Genomic DNA, 24,013 nt, shown 5'->3' on the forward strand with positions numbered 1-24,013 from the left:
GTGTGGGCAGCCGCGGCGTGACCGGCGTGGACCGCCGTGGCCGGGCACGGCTCACTTCGTGGGCTGTGGACTGCTGCCTTTCAGGTGGGCGTTGAACTCCGCCACATTGCGCTGGTGCTCGCTGAAGTCGGCGGTGAAGCGCGTGTCGCCCGGCTTGACGGTGACGAAGTACAGCCAGTCGCCCTGCGCAGGGTTGGTCACGGCGCGCATGGCGTCCTCGCCCGGACTGTCGATGGGCGTCGGCGGCAGCCCCATGCGCTGGTAGGAGTTGTAGGGGCTCTCCAGCCGGGTGTCCTCCATGCTCATGCGGACCGTGCTGCGGTTGAGGGCGTAGTTGAGGGTCGAGTCCATCTGAAGCGGCATGCCGTGCTCCAGCCGGTTGAAGACGACCCGTGCCACCTTGCTCATGTCGGCCTTCGATGCGGCCTCGGCCTGGACGATGCTCGCGATGGTGATCGCCTGGTACAGGTTCATGGAGTTGCGCTCCGGGCCGGCGGCGACCGGGGCCGCGGCGAACCTCTTGTTCGCGGTGTCGACCATGTAGGTCAGCAGGGACTGCGGAGTGGTCTTGTCGTCGATGGGATACGTAGCCGGGAAGAGGTAGCCCTCGGGATTGCCCTCGGCGGCGTTCGGCAGGTTCAGCTGGGCGTCGGCGAGCGACTGTTTCGTGGTGCCGGGGGCCAGGGCGAGGGCCTTGTCGATGGCGGCGTAGATCTGGCCGGACCGCCAGCCCTCGGGGATCACCAGCGTGCGGGGGCTCGCCAGGGCGTGGTGGCGGAGCGTCAGCAGCGGCACCGCCACGGCGGTGCCGGCCAGGACGGCCCCGATCAGGACCAGGACCACACGGCCCCGGCGTGTCAGTCGGGTCGTTCTCCGTGACGGAATGTTCCTCTGCATGCGGGCACGGTAACCCCCAAAGGGCCGCGAACCCGGCATATCGTCATCTTGTCGGTTCCAGTTGCGCGTCCCGGCGGACCAGGGCCGCGTAGCGTCCGTCGAGCTCCAGCAACTCCTGGTGCGTACCGCGTTCGGCCGGCCGCCCGAAGTCGAGGACCACGATCTGGTCGGCCCCGCGCACGGTGGACAGGCGGTGCGCGATGGTCAGAGTCGTCCGGTTGGCGGACAGGGCGTCGATGGCCTCCTGCACGGCGGCCTCCGTACGGGTGTCCAGGGCACTGGTGGCCTCGTCGAGGATGAGGACCGGCGGATCGCGCAGGATGGTCCGGGCGATCGCCAGGCGCTGCTTCTCACCGCCGGAGAACCGGTGGCCGCGCTCGCCGACGACCGTGTCGTAGCCGTCGGGCAGGGCCGCGATGTGGTCGTGGATCTGCGCCGCCTTCGCCGCCGCCCGCAGTTCCTCGTCGGTGGCGTCCGGCTTGGCGAAGCGGAGGTTCTCGGCGACCGAGGCGTGGAAGAGGTACGTCTCCTGGGAGACGACGCCGACCGCGCGGGCGAGGGTGTCGAAGTCGAGGTCGCGCACGTCGACGCCGTCGATGGTGACGCGGCCGCCCGTGACGTCGTAGAGCCGGGGCACCAGATAGCCGAGGGTGGACTTGCCGGCGCCGGTCGGGCCGACGATCGCGAGGCTGCCGCCGGCGGGCACGGTGACGTCGATGCCCTCCAGGATCGGGCCGCTCTTGTCGTCGTAGCGGAAGTCGACGTCCTCGAAGCGGACCTCGCCCTTGACGCGGTCGAGGTGGATCGGGCGCTCGCGCTCGGTGATGTCGATCGGCAGGTCCAGGTACTCGAAGATGCGCTGGAACAACGCGAGCGAGGTCTGGATCTGCACACCGGTGGACAGCAGGCTGACGGTCGGCCGGAACAGTCCCTGCTGGAGCGAGACGAAGGCGACGATCGTGCCGATGGAGACCTGCGGCCCGCCGAACTGGAGGGCGACGCCCGCGGTCCAGTAGATGACGGCGGGCAGGGCGGCCATGACGATCGTGATGACGGCCATGCGCCAGCGCCCGGCCATGTTCGACCTCACCTCGAGGTCGACCAGGCCTTCCGACTCCGCGCTGAAGGAGTCGGTCAGCGAGGCAGAGCGGCCCATCGTGCGGCCGAGCAGGATGCCGCTGACGGAGAGGGATTCCGTGACCGTGGCGGCGATCGCGGCCATCTGCTTCTGCCGCTGGGTGGTGATCTTCTTGCGCTCGTTGCCGACGCGGCGACTGATCCACACGAACACCGGGAGCAGCAGCAGCGAGACGACGGTGAGCCGCCAGTCGAGGGCCACCATCGCGACGATCGTGGCGACCACGCTGGTGACGTTGGAGACGAGCGAGGTGGCGGTGGAAGTGACGGTGGCCTGCATGCCGCCGATGTCGTTGGCGATGCGGGACTGCACCTCGCCGGTACGGGTCCGGGTGAAGAAGGCCAGTGACTGGCGCTGCAGCCGCCCATAGACGGCGGTGCGCAGGTCGTGCATGACCCGCTGACCGACGGTCGTGGAGATCAACGTCTGCAGCACGCCGAAGACGCTCGTGAGGACGGCGCTGAGGATCATGCCGAGGGCGAGCAGGCTCAGCAGGCCGGTGCGGCCCTGCGGGATCGCGACGTCGAGGGTCTCCTTCAGCAGGAACGGCGTGGCGACGGAGACCAGCGAGGCGGCTCCCACCAGCAGGCCGACGATCGCGAGACGACCCCGGTAGGGGCGGAAGAGGCGCAGGATCCGACGGACCTGCCGCGGCTGCTCCCCGGCGTCGGCGGGTGGGGTCCAGATGGGTTGATGGTCGGGATGCATGGGCTCCTACGGGGGTGGGTGGGTGCCGGCCCACAGGTGCGGCCGACGTCGACCACCCGATCTTAGCTCACTGTTACCTACACTCACAATGAACGAGGTCCTGGTATTGTTCCCGCATGACCACCCCCGACGCCGACGGTCTTCTCGCCGAGCAACTGCTGCGGCTCACCCGCCGGGTGCACCGCATCCAGAAACGGCACCTCGAACAGCACGCCCTGGGCATCACGCCGGCCCAGTCCCGGCTGCTGCGCACCCTGGCACACTTCGGCGAGCCGCCCCGCATGGCGGATCTCGCCGAGTCCCTGGAGGTCGTGCCCCGCGCGGTGACCACACTCGTGGACGGCCTCGAGGCGAGCGGCAAGGTGCGCCGGGCCCCCGATCCGGCCAACCGCAGGGTCATCCGCATCGAACTCACCGACGACGGGCGCAAGGCCCTGGGGGAACTGCGCCGCGCCCGGCGAGCCGCCGCGGAGGAGATCCTGGCGCCCCTGACGGGTGAGCAGCGCGAGACGCTGGGCGGACTGCTGGATACGCTGGTGGGCACGGTGCCCACCCAGGGGCGCGGCTGCTGAACCGTACCTTCGACACGTCAACGCCGTTCCGAGCACGGCGCGTTGACGTCAGGAGCGAAGAATGCGCGGGGCGGCTTGCGCACACGGTGCCCTTTCACCGGCCACTCGGCTGATGCGGCCGCTACAGCCGCAGGTTGGCCTTGTCGCCCATGACGATGACGGGCTTGTCCTTCGGATCGAGCCTGCGGAGCAGGTACTCCATCGCGGTCTCCGGAACACTCACGCAGCCGAGCGTGCCGTCACCGTGGTCCAGGTGCAGCCAGATTCCGCCGCCCTTGCTCTGGCCCATCGGACGGGTCGGATCGTCCGGACGGGTGCCACGCAGGCGGTTGTAGTCGATGGCGATGACGTAGTCGAAGTCGTGCCAGTGCGCTTCGTCCCAGGAGAGGGGGGAGATGAAGGCGTTCTCGTCCTGGGTGTACGGGAGCCGGGTGCCGGGGTCGTCGAGGACGCCGCCGGCATCGGAGAGGGTGAACACTCCCACCGGGCTGCGCTCGTCGTTCTCCCAGTGGTCGACCGCCCAGCCGCGCTTGCCGTTGTGGGCCGGCCAACTTCCTTGCGGCTCCCACTTGGTGCCGTACTTCTCGTAGAGAACGAGCGTGGAGTCGGGGGAGGTCTTGTGGTCGCCGAAGACCGCCACGATCTGCCGGGTGCCGATGGGGATCTGCTGCCACATGCGGTCCCCGATCCCCGGAACCCGAGACTGCACCACGGGCGGGCTGCTGGGCCGGGCGGTCCCCGTCGGCCCGCCCGGCCTGGGTATGTCGCCGTAATGGCGGACCTCGTTGGACGTTCCGCCGCACGCGGCCAGCGCCGCCAGAAGGAAACCGCAGGTCGCCGCAACGACCATCGCACGCCTTGCACCGCGAGTCTGCATGTCCTCATCTTGACCAGGAGACACGACGTGATCTAGTCGAGGTTGGTCCAAATAGCCTCATCTCCTCCTCATCGAGGCATTTCACGGTTCGACTCCTGGTCAGAGGCCCCTGGCACGTGGGCCGGAACGCGGCGGGCCCCGGTATCCGACGGGTCGGAAGCGAAGCGGCCAATCCCGTTCCCCCCGTACGGAAAACCGCTTGCTTTCGACCACTTTGCGCCGCCAGGCTGTCACGGCTCGCCCGCCGCCCCGGCGGCAGCCTTCGCCCCTGACACGAGCCACTGGGACGTCATGCAGATTCAAGACCTTCCGTATCCCGATCCGGGTGTGCCTGACGCACGCTCGGGTCCCCGACTCCTGTGGTGGCTGGGGCGGAACCAGCTGGGCGGGCAGATGAAGGCACTGGCGTGGGGACTGCTGCACTTCGCCTCCGTCTCCGCCCTCCCGTTCTGCGTCGGCCTCGCCATCCAGGCGGTCGTCGATCGTTCGGGTGCGCGGCTGGCCTTCGCCGGCGGGCTGCTGACGGTGGCTTGTGCCGGCAACGCGCTCGGCGACACCTACCTGCACCGCGCCGCGGTCACCAACTGGATCACCGCCGCCGCCCGCGTCCAGCAACTGCTCGCCCGCAAGGCCGCCGCGCTGGGGTCGGCGCTGACCCGGCGGGTGGCCGCCGGCGAGGTGGTCGCCGTGTCCACCGGTGATGTCGAGAAAATCGGCTGGTTCGTGGAGGCCGTGTCCCGGTTCACCGCGGCGGCCCTCACCATCGTGCTGGTCTGTGTCGCCCTGTTCGTCTACCAGCCCGCGCTGGGTGTGGTCGTCGCCGTGGGGCTGCCGGCGCTGGCTCTCGCGGTGCTGCCGCTGCTGCCCCGCGCGACCCGGCGCGCCGACGTGCAGCGCGAGAAGGCGGGCCGCGCCACCGAACTTGCCTCGGACACCGTCGCCGGACTGCGGGTGCTGCGCGGCATCGGCGGGGAGGAGCTGTTCCTCGACCGCTACCGGAGTGCCTCCCAGGAGGTGCGCCACGCTGCCGTCCGCAGTGCCCGCATGTGGTCCCTGATCGCCGCGATCCAGGTCCTGCTGCCGGGCCTGCTGCTGATCGGGGTCGTCTGGTACGGCGTGCACCTGGCCCGCGCGGGCCGGATCAGCGTGGGCGAACTCGTCACCGTCTACAGCTCCGTCATGGTCCTCACCTATCCGCTGCGGCACTTCGTCGAGATCGCCATGGCGTACTCCTTTTCCCGTCCGTCGGCCTCCCGGGCCGCCCGGGTGCTGTCCCTGGAACGGGCCACCGACGGGGCCGGGACACGGGCACCCGTCGTGCCGTCAGGCGAACTGCACGACCCGGCGACCGGCCTTCGCGCACCGGCCGGACAACTCACCGCCGTGGTCTGCGGCGACCCGGACGCCGCGGGCCGGCTGGCGGAACGGCTCGGCGGCCACCCCACCGAGCCGGGCCCCTCGGCTCTGCTCGGGGGCGTACCGCTGGACGAGTTGCCGCTCGACTCCGCGCGCACGGCCGTCCTGGTCCAGGACAAGGACCCGGTGCTGCTGTCCGGACCGCTGCGCGCGCTGCTCGACGTACCCGCCTCGGGGAAGGTCGCCGCCCGGGAGGCGCTCACCGCCGCCCAGTGCGACGACGTCCTGGACGCGCTCGCGCAATCGTCGCCGTCCGCCGAGGACCCGATGGACGTCCGGATCACCGAGCGCGGCCGGTCCCTCTCGGGCGGCCAGCGCCAGCGTCTGGCTCTGGCCCGGTCGCTGATCACCGACCCCGAGGTGCTCGTCCTGGACGAACCGACCTCCGCCGTCGACTCGCACACCGAGGCACGGATCGCGCAGGGCCTGCGCGACCTGCGGGCCGGACGCACCACGGTGGTGTTCACCTCCTCACCGCTCCTCCTGGACCGAGCCGACCGGGTGGTGCTGGTCCACGAGGGAACGGTCGCCGCGGTCGGTGTGCACCGGGACCTGGTGCACACCGAACCCCGGTACCGCGCGGTGGTGACCCGGGAGACGGACGAGGAGCGCGCCGCGCACGATCTGCTCGACGGCGGCGGCAGGCTGCGGGCCGCACCGGACCGCCCGCGGCTCGACACGCCGCTCGGCGACAAGGCCGCTCCGCGGGACGCCACGGAAGAAGCCCTTGAAGGGGACCTGGAAGAGGACCTGGATGGGGCCCTCGAAGAGATGGAGGAGACGGCATGATCGGCGTGGCGCCCCCTGCCTACGACCCGGCGGCCCCGACCACGGCCGACACCCTGCCCGTCGGCTCCGCCGCGACCGTACGCTCCTATGTGAGCGAACTGCTGCGCCGGCACCGACGAGCCTTCGTCCTGCTCATCACCGTCAACACCGTCGCCGTGTTGGCCTCCATGGCCGGTCCCTGGCTGCTGGGCGACCTGGTCGAACGGGTGGCGGACGGCACCCGGGAGCTGCATCTGCCCCTCACCGCCGCGCTGTTCGTGCTCGCGTTGCTCGTCCAGGCGGTGTTCGTACGGGAAGTGCGGCTGCGCGGGGCGATGCTCGGCGAACGGATGCTGGCCGACCTGCGCGAGGACTTCCTCGTCCGGTCGGTGGGCCTGCCGCCGGGCGTGCTGGAGCGGGCGGGCACGGGCGACCTGCTCTCCCGTATCACCACCGACATCGACCGGCTCGCCAACGCGATGCGTGAGGCCGTGCCGCAGCTGGCGATCGGGATCGTGTGGGTGGCGCTGCTGCTCGGCGGTCTGGTCCTGACCGCGCCGCCGCTCGCCGCGGCCGTGCTGCTGGCCGTGCCTCTGCTGGTACTCGGCTGCCGCTGGTACTTCCGGCGGGCGCCGTCCGCCTACCGCTCCGAGGCCGCGGGCTACGCCGCCGTGGCCGCCGCGCTCACCGAGACCGTCGACGCCGGGCGCACCGTCGAGGCACACCGCCTCGGCGAACGCCGCGTCGCGCTGTCGGAACTCCGGATCACGCAATGGACCGCGTGGGAACGCTACACACTCTGGCTGCGGTCGGTGCTCTTCCCTGTCGTCAACGTCACCCACGTCACCGTGCTCGCCTCGGTGCTCATGGTCGGTGGCGTGTTCGTCCTGCGGGGCTGGATCGGGGTCGGCCAGCTGACGACGGGCGCTCTCATCGCGCAGATGCTGGTCGACCCGGTGGGGCTGATCCTGCGCTGGTACGACGAGTTGCAGGTGGCTCAGGTGTCGCTGGCCCGGCTCGTCGGGGTGCGCGACATCGAGCCGGACGCCGGGGACGACTCCCTGGCCCCCACCGGACGGGACGTGGACGCGGACCGGGTGCACTTCGGTTACCTGGAGGGCGTCGACGTCCTGCGCGAGGTCTCCCTGAAGGTCGCCCCGGGCACACGGCTGGCCCTGGTCGGCCCGTCCGGCGCCGGAAAGTCCACGCTGGGCCGACTGCTCGCCGGGATCTACGCGCCCCGGGACGGCCGGATCGCGCTCGGCGGCGCCGAACTGTCCCGGATGCCTGCCGAACGCGTCCGCTCCCATGTCGCCCTCGTCAACCAGGAGCACCACGTCTTCGTGGGCTCCCTGCGCGACAACCTGCGGCTCGCCCGCACGGACGCCGTCGACGCGGAGCTGTGGGCGGCGCTGGGTGCGGTCGACGCGGACGGCTGGGCTCGTGCCCTCGACGACGGTCTGGACACCGAGGTCGGCTCCGGCGGTCTGGCCCTCACCCCGGCCCAGGCCCAGCAGATCGCCCTGGCCCGGCTGGTCCTGGCCGATCCGCACACACTGGTCCTGGACGAGGCGACCTCGCTGCTCGACCCGCGTGCGGCCCGGCATCTGGAGCGGTCCCTGGCCCGCGTCCTGGACGGCCGCACGGTCGTAGCCATCGCCCACCGGCTCCACACGGCCCACGACGCCGATGTCATCGCGGTGGTCGAGAACGGCCGCATCAGCGAGCTGGGCAGCCACGACGAACTCGTCACGGCGAACGGCGCCTACGCGGCGCTGTGGCGGTCCTGGCACGGGTGACGGCACGATTCCTCCGCGCCCACGCGCCCGGCGGCCGGCCCGTACCGCGCAACGCGAGCCGCCTCGCCGTACGGCCTGCGGGCCGCGGGCTCCGTCGTCCGGGGTGACAGGTGCGGTGGTCGGCGCGGGGACGGGTGCGGTGTCGGGCGCGGTCGCTGGGACCGGTGGGACCGGCGGGGCAAGCGGGGCTGGCAGGGCCGGCAGGGCCGGCTCCAGCGCGGCGGCCTGAGCAGCGGCGGAAGCGGTGGCCGACGCGGCGGCGGGCGCGATTGCCGGGGGCGACAGGCCTCGGGGACCCGCAGTGCCTCGGGGACCCGCAGTGCCTCGGGGACCGGCAAGGTCGGCGGGTCCGGCAAGGTCGCCGGGACCGGCAAGGTCGCCGGGACCGGCAAGGTCGCCGGGACCGGCTTAGGCGCGATGACCGGTGCGGCGACAGACATCGTGACCGGTGCAGTCGCCGGGACCGGCCCTGGCACGGTGACCGGTGCGGTACCGGGCCCGGTGGCCGGGACGGGCCCGGGCCAGGACCGGTGGTGGACCGGGCATCGGCCGGGCGTCACGGCCGGTGCCGTTGCGCGGTGCCGAACAGCGGTGGAAGGCTGGAAAGCGGAAACGGCTCGGGGAGCGCCCGGGAACCGTACGGTTCGTGCCGGGTGCCGGCTGCGCCCCGCGCACCGACGGCCGCACACCGGCCGCGGAGAGAACGGGCCCGTCCCCACCACCTGGAGGTACCCGTGGACAGCGCCGACGGATGGGGAGACGACGTCTACCAGCCCGACGACTCCGAGATCAGGGAGGACACGGGCGTGCTCGACCCGGAGGACACTCTGGTGTACGACGGTGTCGACGACCCCCTGGACCGTGGCTGGTCGCCTCCGGAGCGGCCGTGGGCAGTGGAGCACACCGGCGTGACCGCCGCGGAGCGCCAGCAGGGCGAAACCCTGGACCAGCGCCTCGCCGAGGAGCTGCCCGAACCGCCCGCCTGGGGCGGCGACGACATGGGCGACTGCGAGGACACCGACGGCGAACTCCTGGACAACGAGGTCGGCGCCGCTCGCTCCGGCCGTCTCGTCGCCCCCGACGAGGGAGCGCACGAGGACGACGAGAGCGCCCTGGTCGCCACCGACGTGGGCATCGACGGCGCGGCCGCCTCAGCCGAGGAGGCCGCGATGCACGTCGTCGACGAGGAAACCCCGCAGGGCTGACCCGGCCGCCCGCGTGCCGTCCCCCTCTCCCCCGCCGCACGAGGAGCAGCCATGCAGCAGGACAAGCACCCCGACTACCACCCTGTCGTCTTTCGGGACCGCGCCGCCGGTTACGCCTTCCTCACCCGGTCCACCGCGACCAGTGAGCAGACCATCGAGTGGGACGACGGCGCGACCTACCCGGTCGTGGACGTGGAGATCTCCTCGGAGAGCCACCCGTTCTACACCGGCAAGGCCCGCACGGTGGACTCGGAGGGTCGCGTCGCCCGCTTCGAGCGGCGTTACGGCGGCGGGCAGGGCCCGGGAGGCGACGGGGCCGCCTGACCGGCGGCCGGCGGTGCACTGGGCTGCCCGGCCGGGGCCGGGCGGGACCCGCGTGACGGGCGGGACCGGAAGCCTGCCTGCACCCCCGGGTGCTGTGGACCGGGAGCGCTCCCGAGCCGGTCCCTCAGTTGAAGTTCAGCGCGACCGCGCAGCCCACTCCGCCAAGCACCATGAACGCCGGCATCAGCACCTTGAGCTCGACCCAGCTGCCCGCCCGGAACCGCATCGCCTTCGGCGGACCGATGGGGTACCAGCGCTTGCGGCCCACCGGTATCGGCCACAGGATGGGGCACCCGGAGACGGTCAGCGCGTCGCCGATGTCGTGCATCAGCGCGCCCAGCACGATCGGCAGGCCCAGCCACAGGTACTCCTGGCCCGGAGCGGTGAACAGCCAGTCCGATCCGTTGCCGGGCTGGTCGAGGATGTCCGCCAGGATCCAGGCGCTGGTCGCGGCCAGCAGCCAGACCAGGACCGCGCTGCTGGAGCCGCGGGCCGCCCGCCACAGCAGGCCCTCGATGGCCAGCACCATGTGCACGAAGAGAATGGCCAACACCGCCCAGCGGCCGCCGGTGATCGCCAGCACTGAGGTGCCCGCCCCTATCAGCACCGCCCACAGCCAGGTGTGCGTCAGCGTCCGGTGCCCACCGGAACGGCGCGGGTCGCCCTTCTTCCGCGTCGCCTTGTAGACGGTGTAGGACAGCTTGTCGACGATCTCGCACAGCGCGTGCGAGACCGGTCCGAAGGCTCTCGAGATGGTGGCGGCCTTGTGGTCCAGGTCCGGAGCGAGCGCGGCCCCGGCGCAGATCAGCGCACCGACCAGCAGCACCGGCCAGGGCATCGGGTGCCCGGCCGCGGCGACCGCGGCTCCGACGCCGAGCCAGGCCGCCGCGCCCGACAGTGAGTGTGCTGGTCCCATCATGGCCGTTGCCCGCCCCATTCCTCTTGCGCCGCTGTCCAGTTGACCCGGTGTGCCGATGTCCTGTCGGCGACACAGCGTAGCGGTCGTGATCTTCGGTCCGGCATCCGATTCCCGTCTCGGCCGGAGTGCCAGGCAAGATGGGGGCGTGACCCTCATCGATCAGCTCCCGCCGACCGCCGACCCCGACGCCCTGTACGAGGCCTTCGAATCCTGGGCGCAGGAGCGTGGTCTCACGCTCTATCCCCACCAGGAGGAGGCGCTGATCGAGGCGGTCTCCGGAGCCAACGTGATCGTGTCGACGCCCACCGGGTCCGGCAAGAGCATGATCGCCGCGGGCGCTCACTTCGCCGCGCTGGCCAGGGACGAGGTCACCTTCTACACGGCGCCGATCAAAGCGCTGGTGTCGGAGAAGTTCTTCGAGCTGTGCAAACTGTTCGGCACCGAGAACGTCGGTATGCTCACCGGCGACGCCTCCGTGAACGCCGACGCGCCCGTCATCTGCTGCACGGCGGAGGTCCTCGCGTCGATCGCGCTGCGGGACGGCAAGGACGCCGACGTCGGCCAGGTCGTCATGGACGAGTTCCACTTCTACGCGGAGCCCGACCGGGGCTGGGCCTGGCAGATCCCCCTGCTGGAACTTCCGCAGGCACAGTTCGTCCTGATGTCGGCCACGCTCGGCGACGTCTCCTTCTTCGAGAAGGACCTCACCCGTCGCACCGGGCGCCCCACCGCGGTGGTCCGTTCGGCGACCCGCCCGGTTCCCCTGTCCTACGAGTACCGGCGCACACCGCTCACCGAGACGCTCACCGACCTGCTGCAGACTCGCCAGGCGCCGGTCTACATCGTCCACTTCACCCAGGCCCAGGCCGTGGAACGGGCGCAGGCACTGATGAGCATCAACATGTGTTCGCGGGAGGAGAAGGATCAGATCGCCGAGCTGATCGGCAACTTCCGCTTCACCACCAGGTTCGGCCGCAACCTCTCCCGCTACGTCCGGCACGGCATCGGCGTCCACCACGCCGGCATGCTGCCCAAGTACCGGCGTCTGGTGGAGAAGCTGGCGCAGGCCGGTCTGCTGAAGGTGATCTGCGGTACGGACACGCTCGGCGTGGGCGTCAACGTACCGATCCGTACGGTGCTGTTCACCGCGTTGACCAAGTACGACGGCAGCCGCGTACGCACCCTGCGCGCCCGTGAGTTCCACCAGATCGCCGGCCGGGCCGGCCGCGCGGGCTTCGACACCGAGGGCTTCGTCGCCGCGCAGGCCCCCGAGCACGTCATCGAGAACGAGAAGGCCCTCGCCAAAGCGGGCGACGACCCGAAGAAGCGCCGCAAGGTCGTCCGCAAGAAAGCACCCGAGGGCTTCGTCGGCTGGACGGACAACACCTTCGACAAGCTCATCGACTCCGAGCCGGAGCCACTGACCTCCCGTTTCCGCGTGACGCACACGATGCTGCTGTCGGTGATCGCACGGCCCGGCAACGCCTTCGAGGCGATGCGGCGCCTGCTGGAGGACAACCACGAGCCGCGCAAGCAGCAGCTGAGGCACATCCGGCGGGCGATCGCCATCTACCGCTCGCTGCTGGACGGCGGCATCGTGGAGAAGCTCGACCGGCCGGACGCCGAGGGTCGTATCGTCCGGCTCACGGTCGATCTCCAGCAGGACTTCGCGCTCAACCAGCCGCTGTCCACCTTCGCGCTGGCCGCGTTCGAGCTGCTGGACCCCGAGTCGCCGTCCTACGCACTGGACATGGTGTCCGTCGTGGAGTCCACGCTGGACGACCCGCGGCAGATCCTCGCCGCCCAGCAGAACAAGGCGCGTGGCGAGGCCGTGGCCGCGATGAAGGCGGACGGTGTCGAGTACGAGGAGCGCATGGAGCGCCTCCAGGAGGTCACGTACCCCAAGCCGCTGGAAGAGCTGCTCTTCCACGCGTACAACACCTACCGCAAGAGCCACCCCTGGGTGGGCGATCACCCGCTGTCGCCGAAGTCCGTGATCCGCGACATGTACGAACGGGCCATGTCCTTCACGGAGTTGGTGTCCTTCTACGAGCTGGCCCGCACCGAGGGCATTGTGCTGCGCTACCTGGCCAGCGCGTACAAGGCCCTGGAGCACACCGTCCCGGACGACCTGAAGTCCGAGGACCTCCAGGACCTGATCGCCTGGCTCGGCGAGATGGTGCGCCAGGTCGACTCCAGTCTGCTGGACGAGTGGGAGCAGCTGGCCAATCCGGAGGAGATGACCGCCGAGGAGGCCCAGGAGAAGGCCGACCAGGTCAAGCCGGTCACCTCCAACGCGCGCGCGTTCCGCGTGCTGGTCCGCAACGCCATGTTCCGCCGCGTCGAACTCGCCGCCCTCGACCAGGTCGGGGAGCTGGGCGAGATGGACGCCGATTCCGGGTGGGACGCCGAGGCCTGGGGCGAGGCGATGGACAAGTACTGGGACGAGTACGACGACCTCGGTACCGGTCCCGACGCCCGTGGTCCCAAGCTGCTGGTGATCAAGGAAGAGCCGCAGAACGGGCTGTGGCGCGTGCGGCAGATCTTCGACGACCCCGCCGACGACCACGACTGGGGCATCAGCGCCGAAGTCGATCTCGCCGCGTCCGACGCCGAGGGCCGCGCGGTCGTCCGTGTGACCGACGTCGGTCAGCTGTGAGCCTCGCCCCGTTCTGAACCCAGGAGTCTCCCACCCATGACGAACCCGGCCGAAAGGCTCGTCGACCTGCTCGACCTGGAGCAGGTAGAAGTCAACATCTTCCGCGGCCGCAGTCCGCAGGAGTCCCTCCAGAGGGTCTTCGGCGGCCAGGTGGCCGGCCAGGCGCTGGTCGCCGCCGGACGCACCACGGACGGCGAGCGCCCGGTCCATTCACTGCACGCGTACTTCCTGCGCCCGGGCCGGCCGGGGGTGCCGATCGTGTACCAGGTGGAGCGGGTACGGGACGGGCGGTCCTTCACCACCCGCCGGGTCACCGCGGTGCAGCAGGGCCGGACGATCTTCAATCTGACCGCCTCCTTCCACAAGCCTGAACAAGGGAGCTTCGAGCACCAGCTGCCGCCGGCCCGCGAGATCCCGGAGCCGGAGTCACTGCCGACGGTCGCGGACGAGATCCGGGAGCATCTGGGGGCACTGCCGGAGCAGTTGGAGCGCATGGCACGGCGCCAGCCGTTCGACATCCGGTACGTGGACCGGCTGCGCTGGAGCGCCGAGGACGTCAAGGAGGCCGAACCGCGCAGCGCCGTGTGGATGCGCGCGGTGGGGCCGCTCGGTGACGACCCGCTCGTGCACACCTGCGCGCTGACCTACGCCAGTGACATGACCTTGCTCGACGCGGTGCGCATCCCGGTCGAGCCGCTGTGGGGGCCGCGGGGCTTCGACATGGCGTCGCTGGACCACGCCATGTGGTTCCACCGGCCGTTCCGTGCGGACGAGTGGTTCCTGTACGACCAGGAGTCTCCGATCGCGACGGGCGGCCGTGGTCTGGCCCGCGGGCGCATCTACAACATCGAGGGACAACTCATCGTGTCCGTCGTCCAGGAGGGGCTGTTCCGCAACCTGGGCTGACCTGCGGTTTCACCGATCGTCGGCGAGCCCGCGTCGCGTCGTGCGACGCTCCGCGGGCCGGTCGTTACGACGTTCTCGCCGAGAACGAAGCGGGGCCGTGGTCCGAGGCGCACCCCACCCCGCCTCATCGCGTTTCGTTGCACCCCACAGCGATTGTGCCAATGGTGTGCCAGCGAAGACGCATGGTCTAGTCCACTTCGCTTGACGCCCCGCCCTCCCGATCCTCACTGAGGGCATCGAAGATGCGCTGCACCATCTGCTCCCGCTGGCCGTGGATGCACTTGTAGTACGTGTCCATCAGGATCGCCACGCTGTGGCCTGCCATCTCGGCCACCTCAGCGGCGGGGACGCCAGAGTTCAGCCACGGGGAGACCGCGGCATGACGCAGGTCGTACGGCCTCCTCGCAAGGAGGGAGTCCACGAGATGTGGCGAGAAGGCAATGCGCCGCGCCTTGTGCCAGACATCGAGGTATCGCGTGGAGTCCAGCCGGCCTCCGCTCGGGCTGCGGAAGAGCCGACCGTCCTCCGCGGTCCCGAACTCGTCGACGTACGTCCGCAGTATCTGCACCAGTTCAGGGGACACCGGTACCAGACGTACGTCGCCACGAGCCCGGTGCTTGAGCCCTCGCTGCTCGTGCTTTCGCCCGTCATCCGTCCATGCGGATCCAGCGCGTGTGCTGGCCTGGTGCAGCGTCAGGAGGCCCGGCCCCTTCTTCGGCTTCGGATCCCGATCCCGGATCAGGTGGGTGAACTCGGCTGCGCGGTCACCGAGATGCCCCAGCAGCTGCCGGTCCTGCTGAGTGGCCCACTGCCGTCTGCTGCGGGTCGAGGAGTCCGCTGTGGCGATCGCTTGGGTTTGTGGCTGTAGGTGACCGCTGAGAGCGCGTCTGGCGATGGCGGATGGGCGCCGAGGAAACGGCCCCACGAGAAAGCGGCCCCGAGGGGTTACTCGACCCTCCGGTGTGGACACCAGCGTGGAGAGAACCAGCTCAGGAGACTCGGCGCCCACCTCGCCACCGGACCAATCTCCGCTGGCGCGGAAAGCGCGTACGGTTGGCTTCGTTCTCTTTCGGGGTGAATAAGGCCAGGCCACTACTGCAGTGCGTGGACCGCGGCTGAGAACACCGAAGGCATCCGGGACGCTGCCGGCACGATGAGGCGGGCGGTGCCGGGACGGCCGCTCGCGGCCAGCAGGGCCCCGGTGAGCAGCCGGTGGCGCCGAGTCAGCCGCACCCAGGCACGCTCATACTCGTCCGGTCGCCCGGCGGCCAGGCATCGGACGGCGGCCCCGGCCGTGGCCAGTGCGAGGGCGATGCCCTCGCCGGTGAGGGCATCCAGGTAGCCTGCGGCGTCGCCGACGAGCAGGACACGGCCGGCGGTTCTGCGCCGCACCCGCTGCCGCAGTGGTCCGGCTCCGCGTACCTCCGTCGCGACCGAGCCGCGCAGCGACGCGGTGAGGGTCGGGAAGCCGGCCAGGTGCTCGTCGTAGCCGCGACGGTTGCGGCTGAGGACCGCGACGCCCACCAGGTCGTCGTCGACCGGCGTCACATAGGCCTCGCCGTGCCGGGCCCAGTGGACCTCCACGAAGTCCGTCCACGGCTCCGCGCGGTAGTGCCGGCGAAGTCCGTAGCGGCCATGGGGGCGGCCCGGCAGTTCCAGCCCCAGGCTGCGGCGCACCGGGGAGTGCAGGCCGTCGGCGGCGATCAGCCAACGGGCCGTGGTTCCGGCGGCGGTGACCGTGTCCGCGCTCTGGTGTACCTCGCCGACCTTGCCCGGCAGCATGCGCACGCCGAGGCTGAGAGCGCGCTGGTGCAGTGCGGAGTGCAGCGTTGTACGGCGGATTCCCCGCCCACTCCGGCCGCGGAAGGACGCTTCGGCGCGGGTGGTGCCCTCCACGTAGCGGATGCCGCGCAGTTCGCGGCCGGTGGCCTCGACGCCCAGTGTTCGCAGCGCGGCGACACCGCCGGGCATGACTCCTTCTCCGCAGGCCTTGTCCACGGGCGCGGTCCGGGGTTCGACGACGACGGCCTCCAGGCCGGCGAGCGCTGCGTGGATGGCCGCGGCCAGTCCGGCGGGTCCGCCGCCGGCCACCAGTACGTCGATCATGCCGACGCCGGCGTGGTCGCGGCGGCGAGCGCCCGGTTCTCGCAGCGGATGCGCACGGTGAGCAGGGCGGCGTTGAGCACAGTGAACACGGCCGCGGTAACCCAGGCGGTGTGTACCAGGGGCAGGGCCACGCCCTCGGCGACGACGGCCACGTAGTTCGGATGCCGCAGCCACCGCCACCGGTAGGGGCCGCTCGTCACCAGCGGCAGGCCGGGTACGACGATCACCCGGGTGTTCCAACGGGGTCCCAGGGTGTGGATGCACCACCACCGCAGCGCCTGGGCGCCCGCCAGCACGGCCAGCATCGGCCAGGCCAGGGCGGGTACGAAGGGCCGCTCGGCCAGCCAGGCCTCGGCCGGACAGGCGACCAGAAGGCCGGTGTGAAGGGCGACCATCGCCGGGTAGTGGCCCTGCCCGGTCAGCGTCGCGCCGCGGGCGGTGCTCCACCGTTCGTTGCGGCGGGCGACGACGAGTTCGGCGACGCGCTCGGCGGCGACGGCGGCCACCAGCAGTCCGTACCAGATCATGTGTCCTGTGTCCTTCGTCGTTCCGAACTACCAGCGCAGCAGGACGAGTTCGCAAGCGAAGCCGGGCCCCATCGCCAGCAGCACACCCGGGGTGCCCGGCGGCGGGCGGCGCTCGGTCAGGGTGTCGCGCAGCACGTGGAGTACCGACGACGAGGACAGGTTGCCTACGTCGGCCAGGTGACGCCAGGTCACATCAAGTGCGTCGTCGGGCAGGTCGAGGGCCTCGGTGACGGCCTGAAGGACCTTGGGCCCGCCGGGGTGGCACACCCAGGCAGTTACGTCCTTCGGCTTCAGGCCGTGGTCGCTGAGGAATCCCTCGACGCCAGCGGCGAGGTAGCGGCGTACGACGTCGGGGACCTTCGGGTCGAGGACGACCTGGAAGCCGGAGCTCTTGATGTCCCAGCCCATGACGCGCCCCGTGTCCGGATACAGGTGGCTGCGGGTGTCCACGATCGTCGGGCCGACGGTCTCGTCCGGGCGGTCCGCGCCGTAGGCGACGACTGCGGCGGCGCCGTCGCCGAACAGCCCGGTGGCGACCAGGTTGGCCACGGAGGCGTCGTTGCGCTGGAAGGTGAGTGAGCACAGTTCGACCGACAGCAGGACTGCCACGTGGTCGGGCCGGCCCAGCAGGTAGTCGTGCAAACGAGCCAGGCCGGCAGCGCCACCGGCGCAGCCGAGGCCGAAGAGGGGCAGTCTTGTGACGTCCGGCCGCAGTCCGAGGCGGCCGGCCAGCCGTGCGTCGATCGAGGGAACGGCGATGCCGGTGACGGAGGTGAAGATCAGCAGGTCGACGTCGGCTGCGGACAGACCAGCCATCTGCAGTACGGCTCTCACTGCCTTGGCGCCCAGACCGGTGGCGGCGGCGATGAAGACGTCGTTGGCGGCGCCGAATCCGTCCAGTTCCTCGTACCGTTCCAGCGGCAGTGTCATGTGGCGCGAGCGGACCTTCGCGCTGCGGTGCAGCCGGTCCAGGACCCGGCGGTCGGCGCCCTCGGGCAGGCAGGTGCGGGCCACCATGTCGGTGATCTCGGACTGGGTGCGGCGGTGCGGTGCGAGGGCACCGTGAACGGCGGCGATCCGCGTCATAGGGTTCCCGTCCGGCTATCGACTGGGGTGAGTTGCTCTGCACGTGTTCCCCGAACCCTGGCCTCGACACCATGGATCGCCCGTCCGGCCGTTCGTCCCGGGGCGTGTGCGCCAGCCAGGTCGGGGCCGGGACGCCTACGATCGGCCGGGTGGGCACTCCTGAGCAGTCGACGGTCGGCGGTGCGGCCGCGATGTGGGCCGGCCGGGTGGGTGGCCTGGCCGGGTCGTGTCACCCCGGGCCTGTAGTGGCGGTCACCGCGTTGATGGCCGCGCTGGCCGTGACCGCCGGCCAGGGCGCCGTGCGTTGTGTCCTGACCACCGCCGCCGTTCTGAGCGGGCAGTTGTCCGTCGGCTGGTGCAACGACGCGTTCGACGCGCGCCGGGACATCGCCGCCGGCCGCCGTGGCAAACCCGTCGTCGACGGCGCGGTGGGTGTGACCGAGATGTGGGTGGCCGCGTATGCCGCGCTGGCGGTGTGCGTGCCGTTGTCGTTCGCATGTGGCGTGTGGGCGGGCGTCGTTCACCTGGCTGGAGTAGCTGCGGCGTGGGCGTACAACCTGCGGCTCAAGGCGACAGCATGGTCCTGGGCGCCGTATGCGGTGGGTTTCGCCGCGCTCCCGGCGTTCGTGGCGCTGGGGCTCCCAGGGCAGCACTGGCCGGCCTGGTGGGTTGTCACCGCCGGGGCGCTACTGGGGGTCGGTGCCCATCTGGGCGACGTGCTGCCGGATATCCGCGGGGATCTGGCGACGGGCGTACGGGGATTTCCGCACCGGCTGGGCCCGGACGGCGCGCGGCTGCTGCTGCCGGTACCGCTGGCGACCGCGTCCGCGGTTCTGGCGCTGGGGCCCGCCGGACCACCTGGCAGATGGGGAGTGGTGGCACTCGCGGTGGCCGGCCTGGTCGCGGTGGCGGGGACGGTGCTGGGACACCGCTGGGAGCGAGCGGCGTTCGCGGCAGCGGTCGCCGTGGCGGTGGTGGACGTGGCGTTGCTGCTGGTGCGCGGCATCGGGATCGCCTGATCGTTCGGCCCGCCGACCGGCTCACACCGCACGAAACCCGCGAGCGCGAGCGGGAGTTGTGGCCTGCAGCCAGGCAACTTCCCGGCTGCGGCCCGTAGGAGACCCACCTGTCGATAACGCCCGTCGTTTTAGATCTGGACGCAGCGGTCCGGCCTCGTCGCCGGCCGTCGCGTGCGGCGCTCAGACTGTGAGGTCCCGAGCGGCGATGCGGGTGACCGTGACCGTGACCGTCACGGTGACCGCTACCGGGGCGTCTTGCGCGGCGAGGTAGGAGAGGACAGCGGCCCGTACCTGGTCGTGGACATCCCGGGCGGTGTCCACCACTCGGTGGCCTTCGGTCAGGACGCAGCGCACCTCGATGTGCCATCCCGAGCCGTCGGGCACCCGGTCGATGCGGACACCTGCCTCGGGGGCATCTTGAGCTGTTGTCTCCGGCCATGTGGGCGAGGCCGCTGCCGCGAGGCGGTGGGCGAGGCGGGGTTGCAGGCCGGCCACGCCGGGAACCGCGAGGGCCGCTGCGGCCGCGACGCTGAGGGGAGGCGGCGTTCCGGTGGCAGCCATCAGACGCCACCGCCTGTGGTCTGGCCGGAGCCCGCAGGGCCGAGGAGCAAGGGCGGCTCCAGTACGTCGACCACGATGATGTCGACGGCCGTCACGTCCATCCCCAGGGCTTGTACGGCGGCATCGATGATCGACCCGCGTACTTGATCAACCCTGTCGGGCAGCGGACGGTCGAGGGCGGCGGCCAGGGTCATGGTCACCTGCACGCCGGTGCCACCTGCGGGCACGAGCCGGCAGGATACGGCCCTCGCCCCGGGGACCGTATCCGCAGCATGCCGCAGCACTTTCGCCGCGGCGCTCTCGGCGATCAGCAGATCCAGCATCGTGTCGGCCAGTGGCAGCAACCGTCCCAACCGGACCTCGGCCCTGACGATGCTCATGACGCGGTCAACCAGTGCCTGGAGGCCGGGAGGGTCCTTGGCACGCAGCGCCCGCGTGGCCGCGTTCAGCCTGGCCAGCCCATCGACGGCCTCGCGGCACTGGGGACATGACATGGTGTGCGGATCCGCAGTCGACGTCGCGTCCTGTGCCTGTTCCCAGACCTGGCTGAGCAGGCGGCCGCAGGTCAGTACCTCGTCACCTGCGAGCGGAGCCGCGTCATCGATGGCCGGGTGGTCGGGAGGCCCGTCGTCTCCGGGCGGTTCGGAAGGCTGCGCGTGCGGGTCGTCTAGCGCCATGGGGCCATCGCCTCCTTCAGGGACCGGCGTGCCCTGAACAGTCTGCCGCGCACCGTCTGCTCACTGGTCTGTGTCACGACAGCGATCTCCTTGTAGGGCAGGCCCTGCAGCTCCCGCAGGATCCAGCAGACACGCTGTCCGGCGTCCAGCTCGCCGAGCGCGCACGTCAGGGCGGCCGTCTCTGCGTCCTCCTCTGCGGCTCGGGCGGGCGAACTCCACTCGTCGCCCGTCGCGGGTTCGGCGACGGCGTCCAGTGGAAGGGGTGGCGGTCGGCGGCGTCGCGAGTTCAGGCAACGGTTGACGGTGATGCGGTACATCCAGGTGGGGAACTCCGCATCGTGGCGGTATTCCGGCAGTCGCCGCCAGGCGCTGACGAAGGCGTCCTGAACGGCCTCCTCGGCGTCCTGGGCGTTACCGAGCATGCAGCAGGCCAGGCCGAGCAGAGGACGGCTGTGCCGCCGGACGAGAACAGCGAAGGCGTCCTCGTCCCCCTCGGCAGCCCACACAGCCAGCAGCCCATCCGGCAGGTCGCCTCCCAGAGGTGAAGAACCGGTCCGTTCGATCATGCCGCTCCTGCTCATGGTTCAGGACGATCGAGTACCCACCCGCTTACATGTGATGCACATCACATCGAACGCCTGTGAGAAGTCCGCCGCCCCGCATGTCCAACCTTTCGACGGGCACCACGCCGGTGTCCGACCGACCGATCGAGGCGACCGCCATGACGGACAACATCACCAGCGTCGGGGCGGACCGCCGACCCGACGCGGGCGTGAGCGCTCTGAAGGGCCGTACCGGAGCCGGAGCTCCGGCCGAGACACGGGGGAAGACCACCATCGCGGACGGCGTGGTTGCCAAGATCGCGGGCATGGCCGCCCGCGAGGTACCGGGCATCCACAACCTCGGGGCGGGCATGGCCCGTGCCTTCGGCGCCATGCGGGAGCGCGTCCCCGGCGGAGGCGGCAGCGTCACACAAGGGGTGAAGGTCGAGGTCGGCGAGAGGCAGGCCGCCGTGGACCTGGACGTCGTCGTCGAGTACGGCGTCTCCATCGTCGACGTCGCCGGCGACGTGCGCACCAACGTGATCAGCGCGGTGGAGCGGATGACGGGCCTGGAGGTCGTCGAGGTGAACATCGCCGTCGACGACGTCCACCTTCCCGACGAGGAGGAAGAGTCCGAACCGGACGAGGGCCGCGTGAGGTGATCCGCCGTGACCACCGCCACCGCCGCGTCCCGGCGTAAGCGGCTGATCACGCGGATGACGCTCGCGAGACGGGTGAGTGCATCATGAACACAGCGACCACGGGCCTCGCGGCCGGGATGGCCCTGGGCTTCGCCGGTTACTTCGGTGGCTTCTGGGCATTTCTGCTGGTTCTGGTCCTGGGGGCGGCGGGGCTGATCGTCGGTCTCGTCGTGCAGGGCGACCTCGACCTCCGTGCACGGAGGCGGCAGTGAGGACCCGGCCCGGCTCCCCACCTCCCGGCGAAGGATCCGGCCCATCGGCGCGGGCCGCCGGCCTGCCGCCTCCGGCAGAGCGGGGTGCCACCGTCATCCCGGACAGGGTGGTCGCCCGTATCGCCACCCAGGCCGCGCGCACGGCCCAGTCCCGGCGCGCCGCTCTCCCGCCCAGCCCGAGCGGACCGGCGGCACCCAGCGCCTCCGCCGCAGTCCGGAGCGGATCGGCGCGCCTGCACCTGACCATGGAGCTGCCCTACCCCACCGACATCCCCCATGTCTGCGAGCGGATCCAGCAGGACGTCGCCGAACGGGTGGCTCAGCTGACCGGCTTGCGGGTGGGAGAGGTCACCCTCACCGTCCGACGGCTGGTGGCCATCTCCGGCGCGAACCGGGGGCGGGTCCTGTGAGCAGCCACCCGGCCCGCACCGCCGGGCCCACCACGCAGGAAGGAGGACCGGAATGACACCCGACCCGGACCCTCCCGCCCGCGACTCCGCGCCACCCCCGCGCCGTGCAGCGGTGCCGCTGACGAAGGAGCCCGAGGAGCCGAGGGAGCCCGCAGAGCCCGGTCCACCCGAACACCACACGCCCCCGCCGAACCCGGCGGCCGGCGAACGCGACAGAGGGCACCGGACCCATCGTCCGTGGTCCGCGCGCCGCATTCCGGCCGCGCTGGTCGCCTCGGTGATCCTCGTGGCGGCGGTCGCGGCGCTGGTCGACGTCGTCGCCGTACGGGCGGGACGCCCCGCGGCAGCCTGGCGACGGCACCTGACCGACGCACTGGCCACCCGCCCCGTGGACGACGTGTGGATGCTCACGGGAGCCGCCGTGGCCGCCGCCGTCGGCGTCTGGCTGATCGTCCTGGCCCTCACCCCCGGCCTACGCCACTGGCTGCCCCTACGCTCCCCCGCGCCCGGGCTGCGCGCCTTCCTGGACCGCGATGGCACCGCCGCTCTGCTGCGCGACGCCGCCATGCGAGTAGCCGGGGTCAGCAAGGCTCGCATCCGTGTACGCCGCCACCGCGTCAAAGCCCGCGCGGACGTCCGCTTCCGCGACCCTCAACAGGTGAAGGACGACCTCACCGCCGTCCTCGACGAGGAGCGCGACCGGCACGCCCTCGCCCGCCCTCCCCGCATCGTCGTACGGGTGCGGCAACGCACCAACTGACCGGAGAACCCAGACCCGGAGCCACACCATGTCGCCGCGACCCGTACTCAACCGCAGCCTCCTGGCCCTCGCCGGACTGGTCCTGCTCGGCGGCGGCCTGCTGATCCTCTTCGCCGGGTTCGACGTCTACCGGCGACACAATCTGATCCCGCCCGTCGGCTGGCCCCTGACCACCCCGGACGACGTCCTGCTCGGTTCCGCCGACCGGGCTCGCTGGAGCAGCCAGGGCTGGTGGTGGTGGCCCGCCGTCATCGCCGCCCTCGCCCTCGTCGCCCTGCTCGCCCTGTGGTGGCTGCTCGCCCAACTGCGCCGACGCCACCCCGGAGCGCTGTCCGTCGGCGGCACACCCCCTCAGGAAGGCGTCGAACTGCGCGACCGAGCGCTCAGCGACGCGATCGCCGCCGAAGCCGGTGCCCTGCCGGGGGTTGAGCATGCGGCCGTACGCATCACTGGCCGGCCTGCCGATCCCCGCACCCGCGTCAGGCTCACCCTCACCCCTCACAGGGCACCCGGCGCCGCCCTCCATGCCCTCTGCGAAGGCCCGCTCCGAACCGCCCACCGGTCCACTGGCTTCCCTGACATGCCCACCGAGGTCCGCCTACAGGTCACCCGCCACAAACCACACCGCGCGGAGTAAGGAGGAGACGGACCATTCCCGTGTCCACGCCCTTGTGGTCCTTTCGCAGTTCACAGGGGAACCGGCACTACTCTCCAAGGGAGAAATCGTGATCATCCTGGGCATCATTCTGCTCGTCGTCGGCTTCGTCACCGGGATATCCATCCTGTGGACCATCGGGATCATCCTGGCGGTCGTCGGAGCCATCCTGTGGGTCCTCGGCGCGATGGGGCACGCCGTCGCAGGACGACGCCACTACTGGTGAACCCCCGTCCACGGCGGTCCGGGCTGGAACCTGTCCTGGTCCAACGCCGGACACCCCACCACTGCTCCCCCGCACCTCCGACGCGCGCGCCACCCCCTCACGGAACGCGACATCCTCCAGCACCAGGGCTTCGGACGTTCCACCGCACCGAGCACCGGCGCGGAATCCCTCCGCTCGACCCTGCTGCTCTGTACCGGCGGGCAGATCGAGCGTCCCGACCACAGCATCGACGCCGCATCGCGAAACTAAGAGGTCATCTCATTTGGCTCGCTAGGCTGTTGGCTGTGACAGTGATCGTTGAGCGGCTGGTGCCGGACGAGTTGTGGGAGCTGTTCCAGCGCGT

25 protein-coding genes are annotated in these 24,013 nt (G+C 71.1%); 14 read left to right on the top strand and 11 right to left on the bottom strand.

Features of this window, described 5'->3' with window-relative positions:
- Positions 1–51: 51 nt before the first annotated feature.
- Positions 52–897, bottom strand: coding sequence for an endolytic transglycosylase MltG (mltG, locus tag ACFY3J_RS20215; protein ID WP_390841394.1), 846 nt, complete (start codon positions 895–897; stop codon positions 52–54).
- A gap of 43 nt (positions 898–940) precedes the next feature.
- Positions 941–2,743 (bottom strand): ABC transporter ATP-binding protein, encoded by a 1,803-nt coding sequence (locus tag ACFY3J_RS20220; RefSeq protein WP_390841395.1) that lies wholly within the window; start codon positions 2,741–2,743, stop codon positions 941–943.
- A gap of 116 nt (positions 2,744–2,859) precedes the next feature.
- On the opposite strand from ACFY3J_RS20220, the gene ACFY3J_RS20225 reads away from it, so the two are divergent.
- Positions 2,860–3,315 carry a MarR family winged helix-turn-helix transcriptional regulator gene (locus tag ACFY3J_RS20225; protein ID WP_384180854.1) on the top strand — a complete coding sequence of 152 codons (456 nt, stop codon included), beginning with the start codon at positions 2,860–2,862 and terminating at the stop codon, positions 3,313–3,315.
- A 121-nt stretch (positions 3,316–3,436) separates the two neighbouring features.
- Here the strand turns inward: ACFY3J_RS20225 and ACFY3J_RS20230 are convergent, their stop codons facing one another.
- Positions 3,437–4,192, bottom strand: coding sequence for a L,D-transpeptidase family protein (locus ACFY3J_RS20230; RefSeq protein WP_384180856.1), 756 nt, complete (start codon positions 4,190–4,192; stop codon positions 3,437–3,439).
- A 291-nt stretch (positions 4,193–4,483) separates the two neighbouring features.
- Here ACFY3J_RS20230 and ACFY3J_RS20235 point away from each other — a divergent pair, with 291 nt between their 5' ends.
- The 4 genes from ACFY3J_RS20235 (at position 4,484) to ACFY3J_RS20250 (ending at position 9,704) form a co-directional block, all read left to right on the top strand.
- Positions 4,484–6,397: an ABC transporter ATP-binding protein gene (locus ACFY3J_RS20235; RefSeq protein ID WP_390841396.1), complete on the top strand. Its 1,914-nt coding sequence runs from the start codon at positions 4,484–4,486 to the stop codon at positions 6,395–6,397.
- On the top strand, positions 6,394–8,175 hold the full coding sequence (locus tag ACFY3J_RS20240; protein ID WP_390841397.1) for an ABC transporter ATP-binding protein: 1,782 nt from the start codon (positions 6,394–6,396) through the stop codon (positions 8,173–8,175). The genes ACFY3J_RS20235 and ACFY3J_RS20240 overlap by 4 nt, the downstream gene beginning before the upstream one ends.
- Positions 8,176–8,909: 734 nt before the next feature.
- Entirely contained in the window at positions 8,910–9,380 is a 471-nt protein-coding gene (locus tag ACFY3J_RS20245; protein ID WP_384180863.1) for a DUF5709 domain-containing protein, read from the top strand.
- Between the two features lie 51 nt (positions 9,381–9,431).
- Positions 9,432–9,704: a type B 50S ribosomal protein L31 gene (locus ACFY3J_RS20250; RefSeq protein ID WP_361419147.1), complete on the top strand. Its 273-nt coding sequence runs from the start codon at positions 9,432–9,434 to the stop codon at positions 9,702–9,704.
- A 124-nt stretch (positions 9,705–9,828) separates the two neighbouring features.
- On the opposite strand, the gene ACFY3J_RS20255 is transcribed toward ACFY3J_RS20250, so the two are convergent.
- Complete coding sequence (locus ACFY3J_RS20255; protein WP_384180865.1) at positions 9,829–10,623, bottom strand: metal-dependent hydrolase; 795 nt, start codon at positions 10,621–10,623, stop codon at positions 9,829–9,831.
- Between the two features lie 145 nt (positions 10,624–10,768).
- Between ACFY3J_RS20255 and ACFY3J_RS20260 the strand changes: the two genes are divergently transcribed.
- Complete coding sequence (locus ACFY3J_RS20260; RefSeq protein ID WP_384180867.1) at positions 10,769–13,282, top strand: DEAD/DEAH box helicase; 2,514 nt, start codon at positions 10,769–10,771, stop codon at positions 13,280–13,282.
- A 36-nt stretch (positions 13,283–13,318) separates the two neighbouring features.
- Positions 13,319–14,188: an acyl-CoA thioesterase gene (locus ACFY3J_RS20265; RefSeq protein WP_390841398.1), complete on the top strand. Its 870-nt coding sequence runs from the start codon at positions 13,319–13,321 to the stop codon at positions 14,186–14,188.
- 187 nt (positions 14,189–14,375) lie between these two features.
- Here ACFY3J_RS20265 and ACFY3J_RS20270 read toward each other — a convergent pair whose 3' ends face one another.
- From ACFY3J_RS20270 to ACFY3J_RS20285, 4 genes are all read right to left on the bottom strand, one after another.
- Positions 14,376–14,756: a hypothetical protein gene (locus ACFY3J_RS20270; protein ID WP_390841399.1), complete on the bottom strand. Its 381-nt coding sequence runs from the start codon at positions 14,754–14,756 to the stop codon at positions 14,376–14,378.
- A gap of 524 nt (positions 14,757–15,280) precedes the next feature.
- Positions 15,281–16,294 carry an NAD(P)/FAD-dependent oxidoreductase gene (locus ACFY3J_RS20275; protein ID WP_390841401.1) on the bottom strand — a complete coding sequence of 338 codons (1,014 nt, stop codon included), beginning with the start codon at positions 16,292–16,294 and terminating at the stop codon, positions 15,281–15,283.
- A complete protein-coding gene (locus ACFY3J_RS20280; protein WP_384180875.1) occupies positions 16,291–16,821 on the bottom strand; it encodes an isoprenylcysteine carboxyl methyltransferase family protein in 531 nt (176 codons plus the stop codon). The genes ACFY3J_RS20275 and ACFY3J_RS20280 overlap by 4 nt, the downstream gene beginning before the upstream one ends.
- Positions 16,822–16,848: 27 nt before the next feature.
- Positions 16,849–17,907, bottom strand: a complete 1,059-nt coding sequence (locus ACFY3J_RS20285) for a type III polyketide synthase (RefSeq protein WP_390841402.1) — start codon at positions 17,905–17,907, stop codon at positions 16,849–16,851.
- 149 nt (positions 17,908–18,056) lie between these two features.
- Here ACFY3J_RS20285 and ACFY3J_RS20290 point away from each other — a divergent pair, with 149 nt between their 5' ends.
- Positions 18,057–18,926, top strand: a complete 870-nt coding sequence (locus ACFY3J_RS20290) for a UbiA family prenyltransferase (protein WP_384180879.1) — start codon at positions 18,057–18,059, stop codon at positions 18,924–18,926.
- A 180-nt stretch (positions 18,927–19,106) separates the two neighbouring features.
- On the opposite strand, the gene ACFY3J_RS20295 is transcribed toward ACFY3J_RS20290, so the two are convergent.
- The 3 genes from ACFY3J_RS20295 to ACFY3J_RS20305 are packed head-to-tail and all read right to left on the bottom strand — an operon-like array spanning position 19,107 to position 20,730.
- Positions 19,107–19,487 carry a hypothetical protein gene (locus tag ACFY3J_RS20295; RefSeq protein ID WP_384180881.1) on the bottom strand — a complete coding sequence of 127 codons (381 nt, stop codon included), beginning with the start codon at positions 19,485–19,487 and terminating at the stop codon, positions 19,107–19,109.
- Positions 19,487–20,164 carry a hypothetical protein gene (locus ACFY3J_RS20300; protein ID WP_384180883.1) on the bottom strand — a complete coding sequence of 226 codons (678 nt, stop codon included), beginning with the start codon at positions 20,162–20,164 and terminating at the stop codon, positions 19,487–19,489. Before ACFY3J_RS20300 ends, ACFY3J_RS20295 begins: the two co-directional genes overlap by 1 nt.
- Complete coding sequence (locus ACFY3J_RS20305) at positions 20,155–20,730, bottom strand: RNA polymerase sigma factor (protein WP_390841403.1); 576 nt, start codon at positions 20,728–20,730, stop codon at positions 20,155–20,157. Before ACFY3J_RS20305 ends, ACFY3J_RS20300 begins: the two co-directional genes overlap by 10 nt.
- 155 nt (positions 20,731–20,885) lie before the next feature.
- On the opposite strand from ACFY3J_RS20305, the gene ACFY3J_RS20310 reads away from it, so the two are divergent.
- The 6 genes from ACFY3J_RS20310 to ACFY3J_RS20335 all read left to right on the top strand — a co-directional run bounded on the left by ACFY3J_RS20310 (position 20,886) and on the right by ACFY3J_RS20335 (position 23,670).
- A complete protein-coding gene (locus ACFY3J_RS20310; RefSeq protein ID WP_390841408.1) occupies positions 20,886–21,368 on the top strand; it encodes an Asp23/Gls24 family envelope stress response protein in 483 nt (160 codons plus the stop codon).
- Positions 21,369–21,451: 83 nt separating this feature from the next.
- The gene (locus tag ACFY3J_RS20315) at positions 21,452–21,619 is read left to right on the top strand and encodes a hypothetical protein (RefSeq protein WP_384092961.1); all 168 of its coding nucleotides are present in this window, start codon (positions 21,452–21,454) and stop codon (positions 21,617–21,619) included.
- A 107-nt stretch (positions 21,620–21,726) separates the two neighbouring features.
- Complete coding sequence (locus ACFY3J_RS20320) at positions 21,727–22,029, top strand: Asp23/Gls24 family envelope stress response protein (protein WP_390841404.1); 303 nt, start codon at positions 21,727–21,729, stop codon at positions 22,027–22,029.
- Positions 22,030–22,081: 52 nt separating this feature from the next.
- Positions 22,082–22,789, top strand: a complete 708-nt coding sequence (locus ACFY3J_RS20325; protein WP_384180889.1) for a DUF6286 domain-containing protein — start codon at positions 22,082–22,084, stop codon at positions 22,787–22,789.
- Positions 22,790–22,817: 28 nt separating this feature from the next.
- On the top strand, positions 22,818–23,426 hold the full coding sequence (locus ACFY3J_RS20330; protein ID WP_384180891.1) for an alkaline shock response membrane anchor protein AmaP: 609 nt from the start codon (positions 22,818–22,820) through the stop codon (positions 23,424–23,426).
- Between the two features lie 88 nt (positions 23,427–23,514).
- Complete coding sequence (locus ACFY3J_RS20335) at positions 23,515–23,670, top strand: DUF6131 family protein (protein ID WP_199836530.1); 156 nt, start codon at positions 23,515–23,517, stop codon at positions 23,668–23,670.
- Positions 23,671–24,013: the final 343 nt, after the last annotated feature.

It is taken from the genome of Streptomyces sp. NPDC001231 (genome assembly GCF_042896885.1).
Lineage (GTDB): Bacteria > Actinomycetota > Actinomycetes > Streptomycetales > Streptomycetaceae > Streptomyces.

Excerpts from the sequence above, each read along its gene's own strand:
- mltG (WP_390841394.1), bottom strand. The coding sequence starts at position 897 with ATGCAGAGGAACATTCCGTCACGGAGAACGACCCGACTGACACGCCGG.
- ACFY3J_RS20220 (WP_390841395.1), bottom strand. The coding sequence starts at position 2,743 with ATGCATCCCGACCATCAACCCATCTGGACCCCACCCGCCGACGCCGGG.
- ACFY3J_RS20225 (WP_384180854.1), top strand. The coding sequence starts at position 2,860 with ATGACCACCCCCGACGCCGACGGTCTTCTCGCCGAGCAACTGCTGCGG.
- ACFY3J_RS20230 (WP_384180856.1), bottom strand. The coding sequence starts at position 4,192 with ATGCAGACTCGCGGTGCAAGGCGTGCGATGGTCGTTGCGGCGACCTGC.
- ACFY3J_RS20235 (WP_390841396.1), top strand. The coding sequence starts at position 4,484 with ATGCAGATTCAAGACCTTCCGTATCCCGATCCGGGTGTGCCTGACGCA.
- ACFY3J_RS20240 (WP_390841397.1), top strand. The coding sequence starts at position 6,394 with ATGATCGGCGTGGCGCCCCCTGCCTACGACCCGGCGGCCCCGACCACG.
- ACFY3J_RS20250 (WP_361419147.1), top strand. The coding sequence starts at position 9,432 with ATGCAGCAGGACAAGCACCCCGACTACCACCCTGTCGTCTTTCGGGAC.
- ACFY3J_RS20255 (WP_384180865.1), bottom strand. The coding sequence starts at position 10,623 with ATGATGGGACCAGCACACTCACTGTCGGGCGCGGCGGCCTGGCTCGGC.
- ACFY3J_RS20265 (WP_390841398.1), top strand. The coding sequence starts at position 13,319 with ATGACGAACCCGGCCGAAAGGCTCGTCGACCTGCTCGACCTGGAGCAG.
- ACFY3J_RS20275 (WP_390841401.1), bottom strand. The coding sequence starts at position 16,294 with ATGATCGACGTACTGGTGGCCGGCGGCGGACCCGCCGGACTGGCCGCG.
- ACFY3J_RS20280 (WP_384180875.1), bottom strand. The coding sequence starts at position 16,821 with ATGATCTGGTACGGACTGCTGGTGGCCGCCGTCGCCGCCGAGCGCGTC.
- ACFY3J_RS20285 (WP_390841402.1), bottom strand. The coding sequence starts at position 17,907 with ATGACGCGGATCGCCGCCGTTCACGGTGCCCTCGCACCGCACCGCCGC.
- ACFY3J_RS20295 (WP_384180881.1), bottom strand. The coding sequence starts at position 19,487 with ATGGCTGCCACCGGAACGCCGCCTCCCCTCAGCGTCGCGGCCGCAGCG.
- ACFY3J_RS20300 (WP_384180883.1), bottom strand. The coding sequence starts at position 20,164 with ATGGCGCTAGACGACCCGCACGCGCAGCCTTCCGAACCGCCCGGAGAC.
- ACFY3J_RS20305 (WP_390841403.1), bottom strand. The coding sequence starts at position 20,730 with ATGATCGAACGGACCGGTTCTTCACCTCTGGGAGGCGACCTGCCGGAT.
- ACFY3J_RS20310 (WP_390841408.1), top strand. The coding sequence starts at position 20,886 with ATGACGGACAACATCACCAGCGTCGGGGCGGACCGCCGACCCGACGCG.
- ACFY3J_RS20315 (WP_384092961.1), top strand. The coding sequence starts at position 21,452 with ATGAACACAGCGACCACGGGCCTCGCGGCCGGGATGGCCCTGGGCTTC.
- ACFY3J_RS20325 (WP_384180889.1), top strand. The coding sequence starts at position 22,082 with ATGACACCCGACCCGGACCCTCCCGCCCGCGACTCCGCGCCACCCCCG.
- ACFY3J_RS20330 (WP_384180891.1), top strand. The coding sequence starts at position 22,818 with ATGTCGCCGCGACCCGTACTCAACCGCAGCCTCCTGGCCCTCGCCGGA.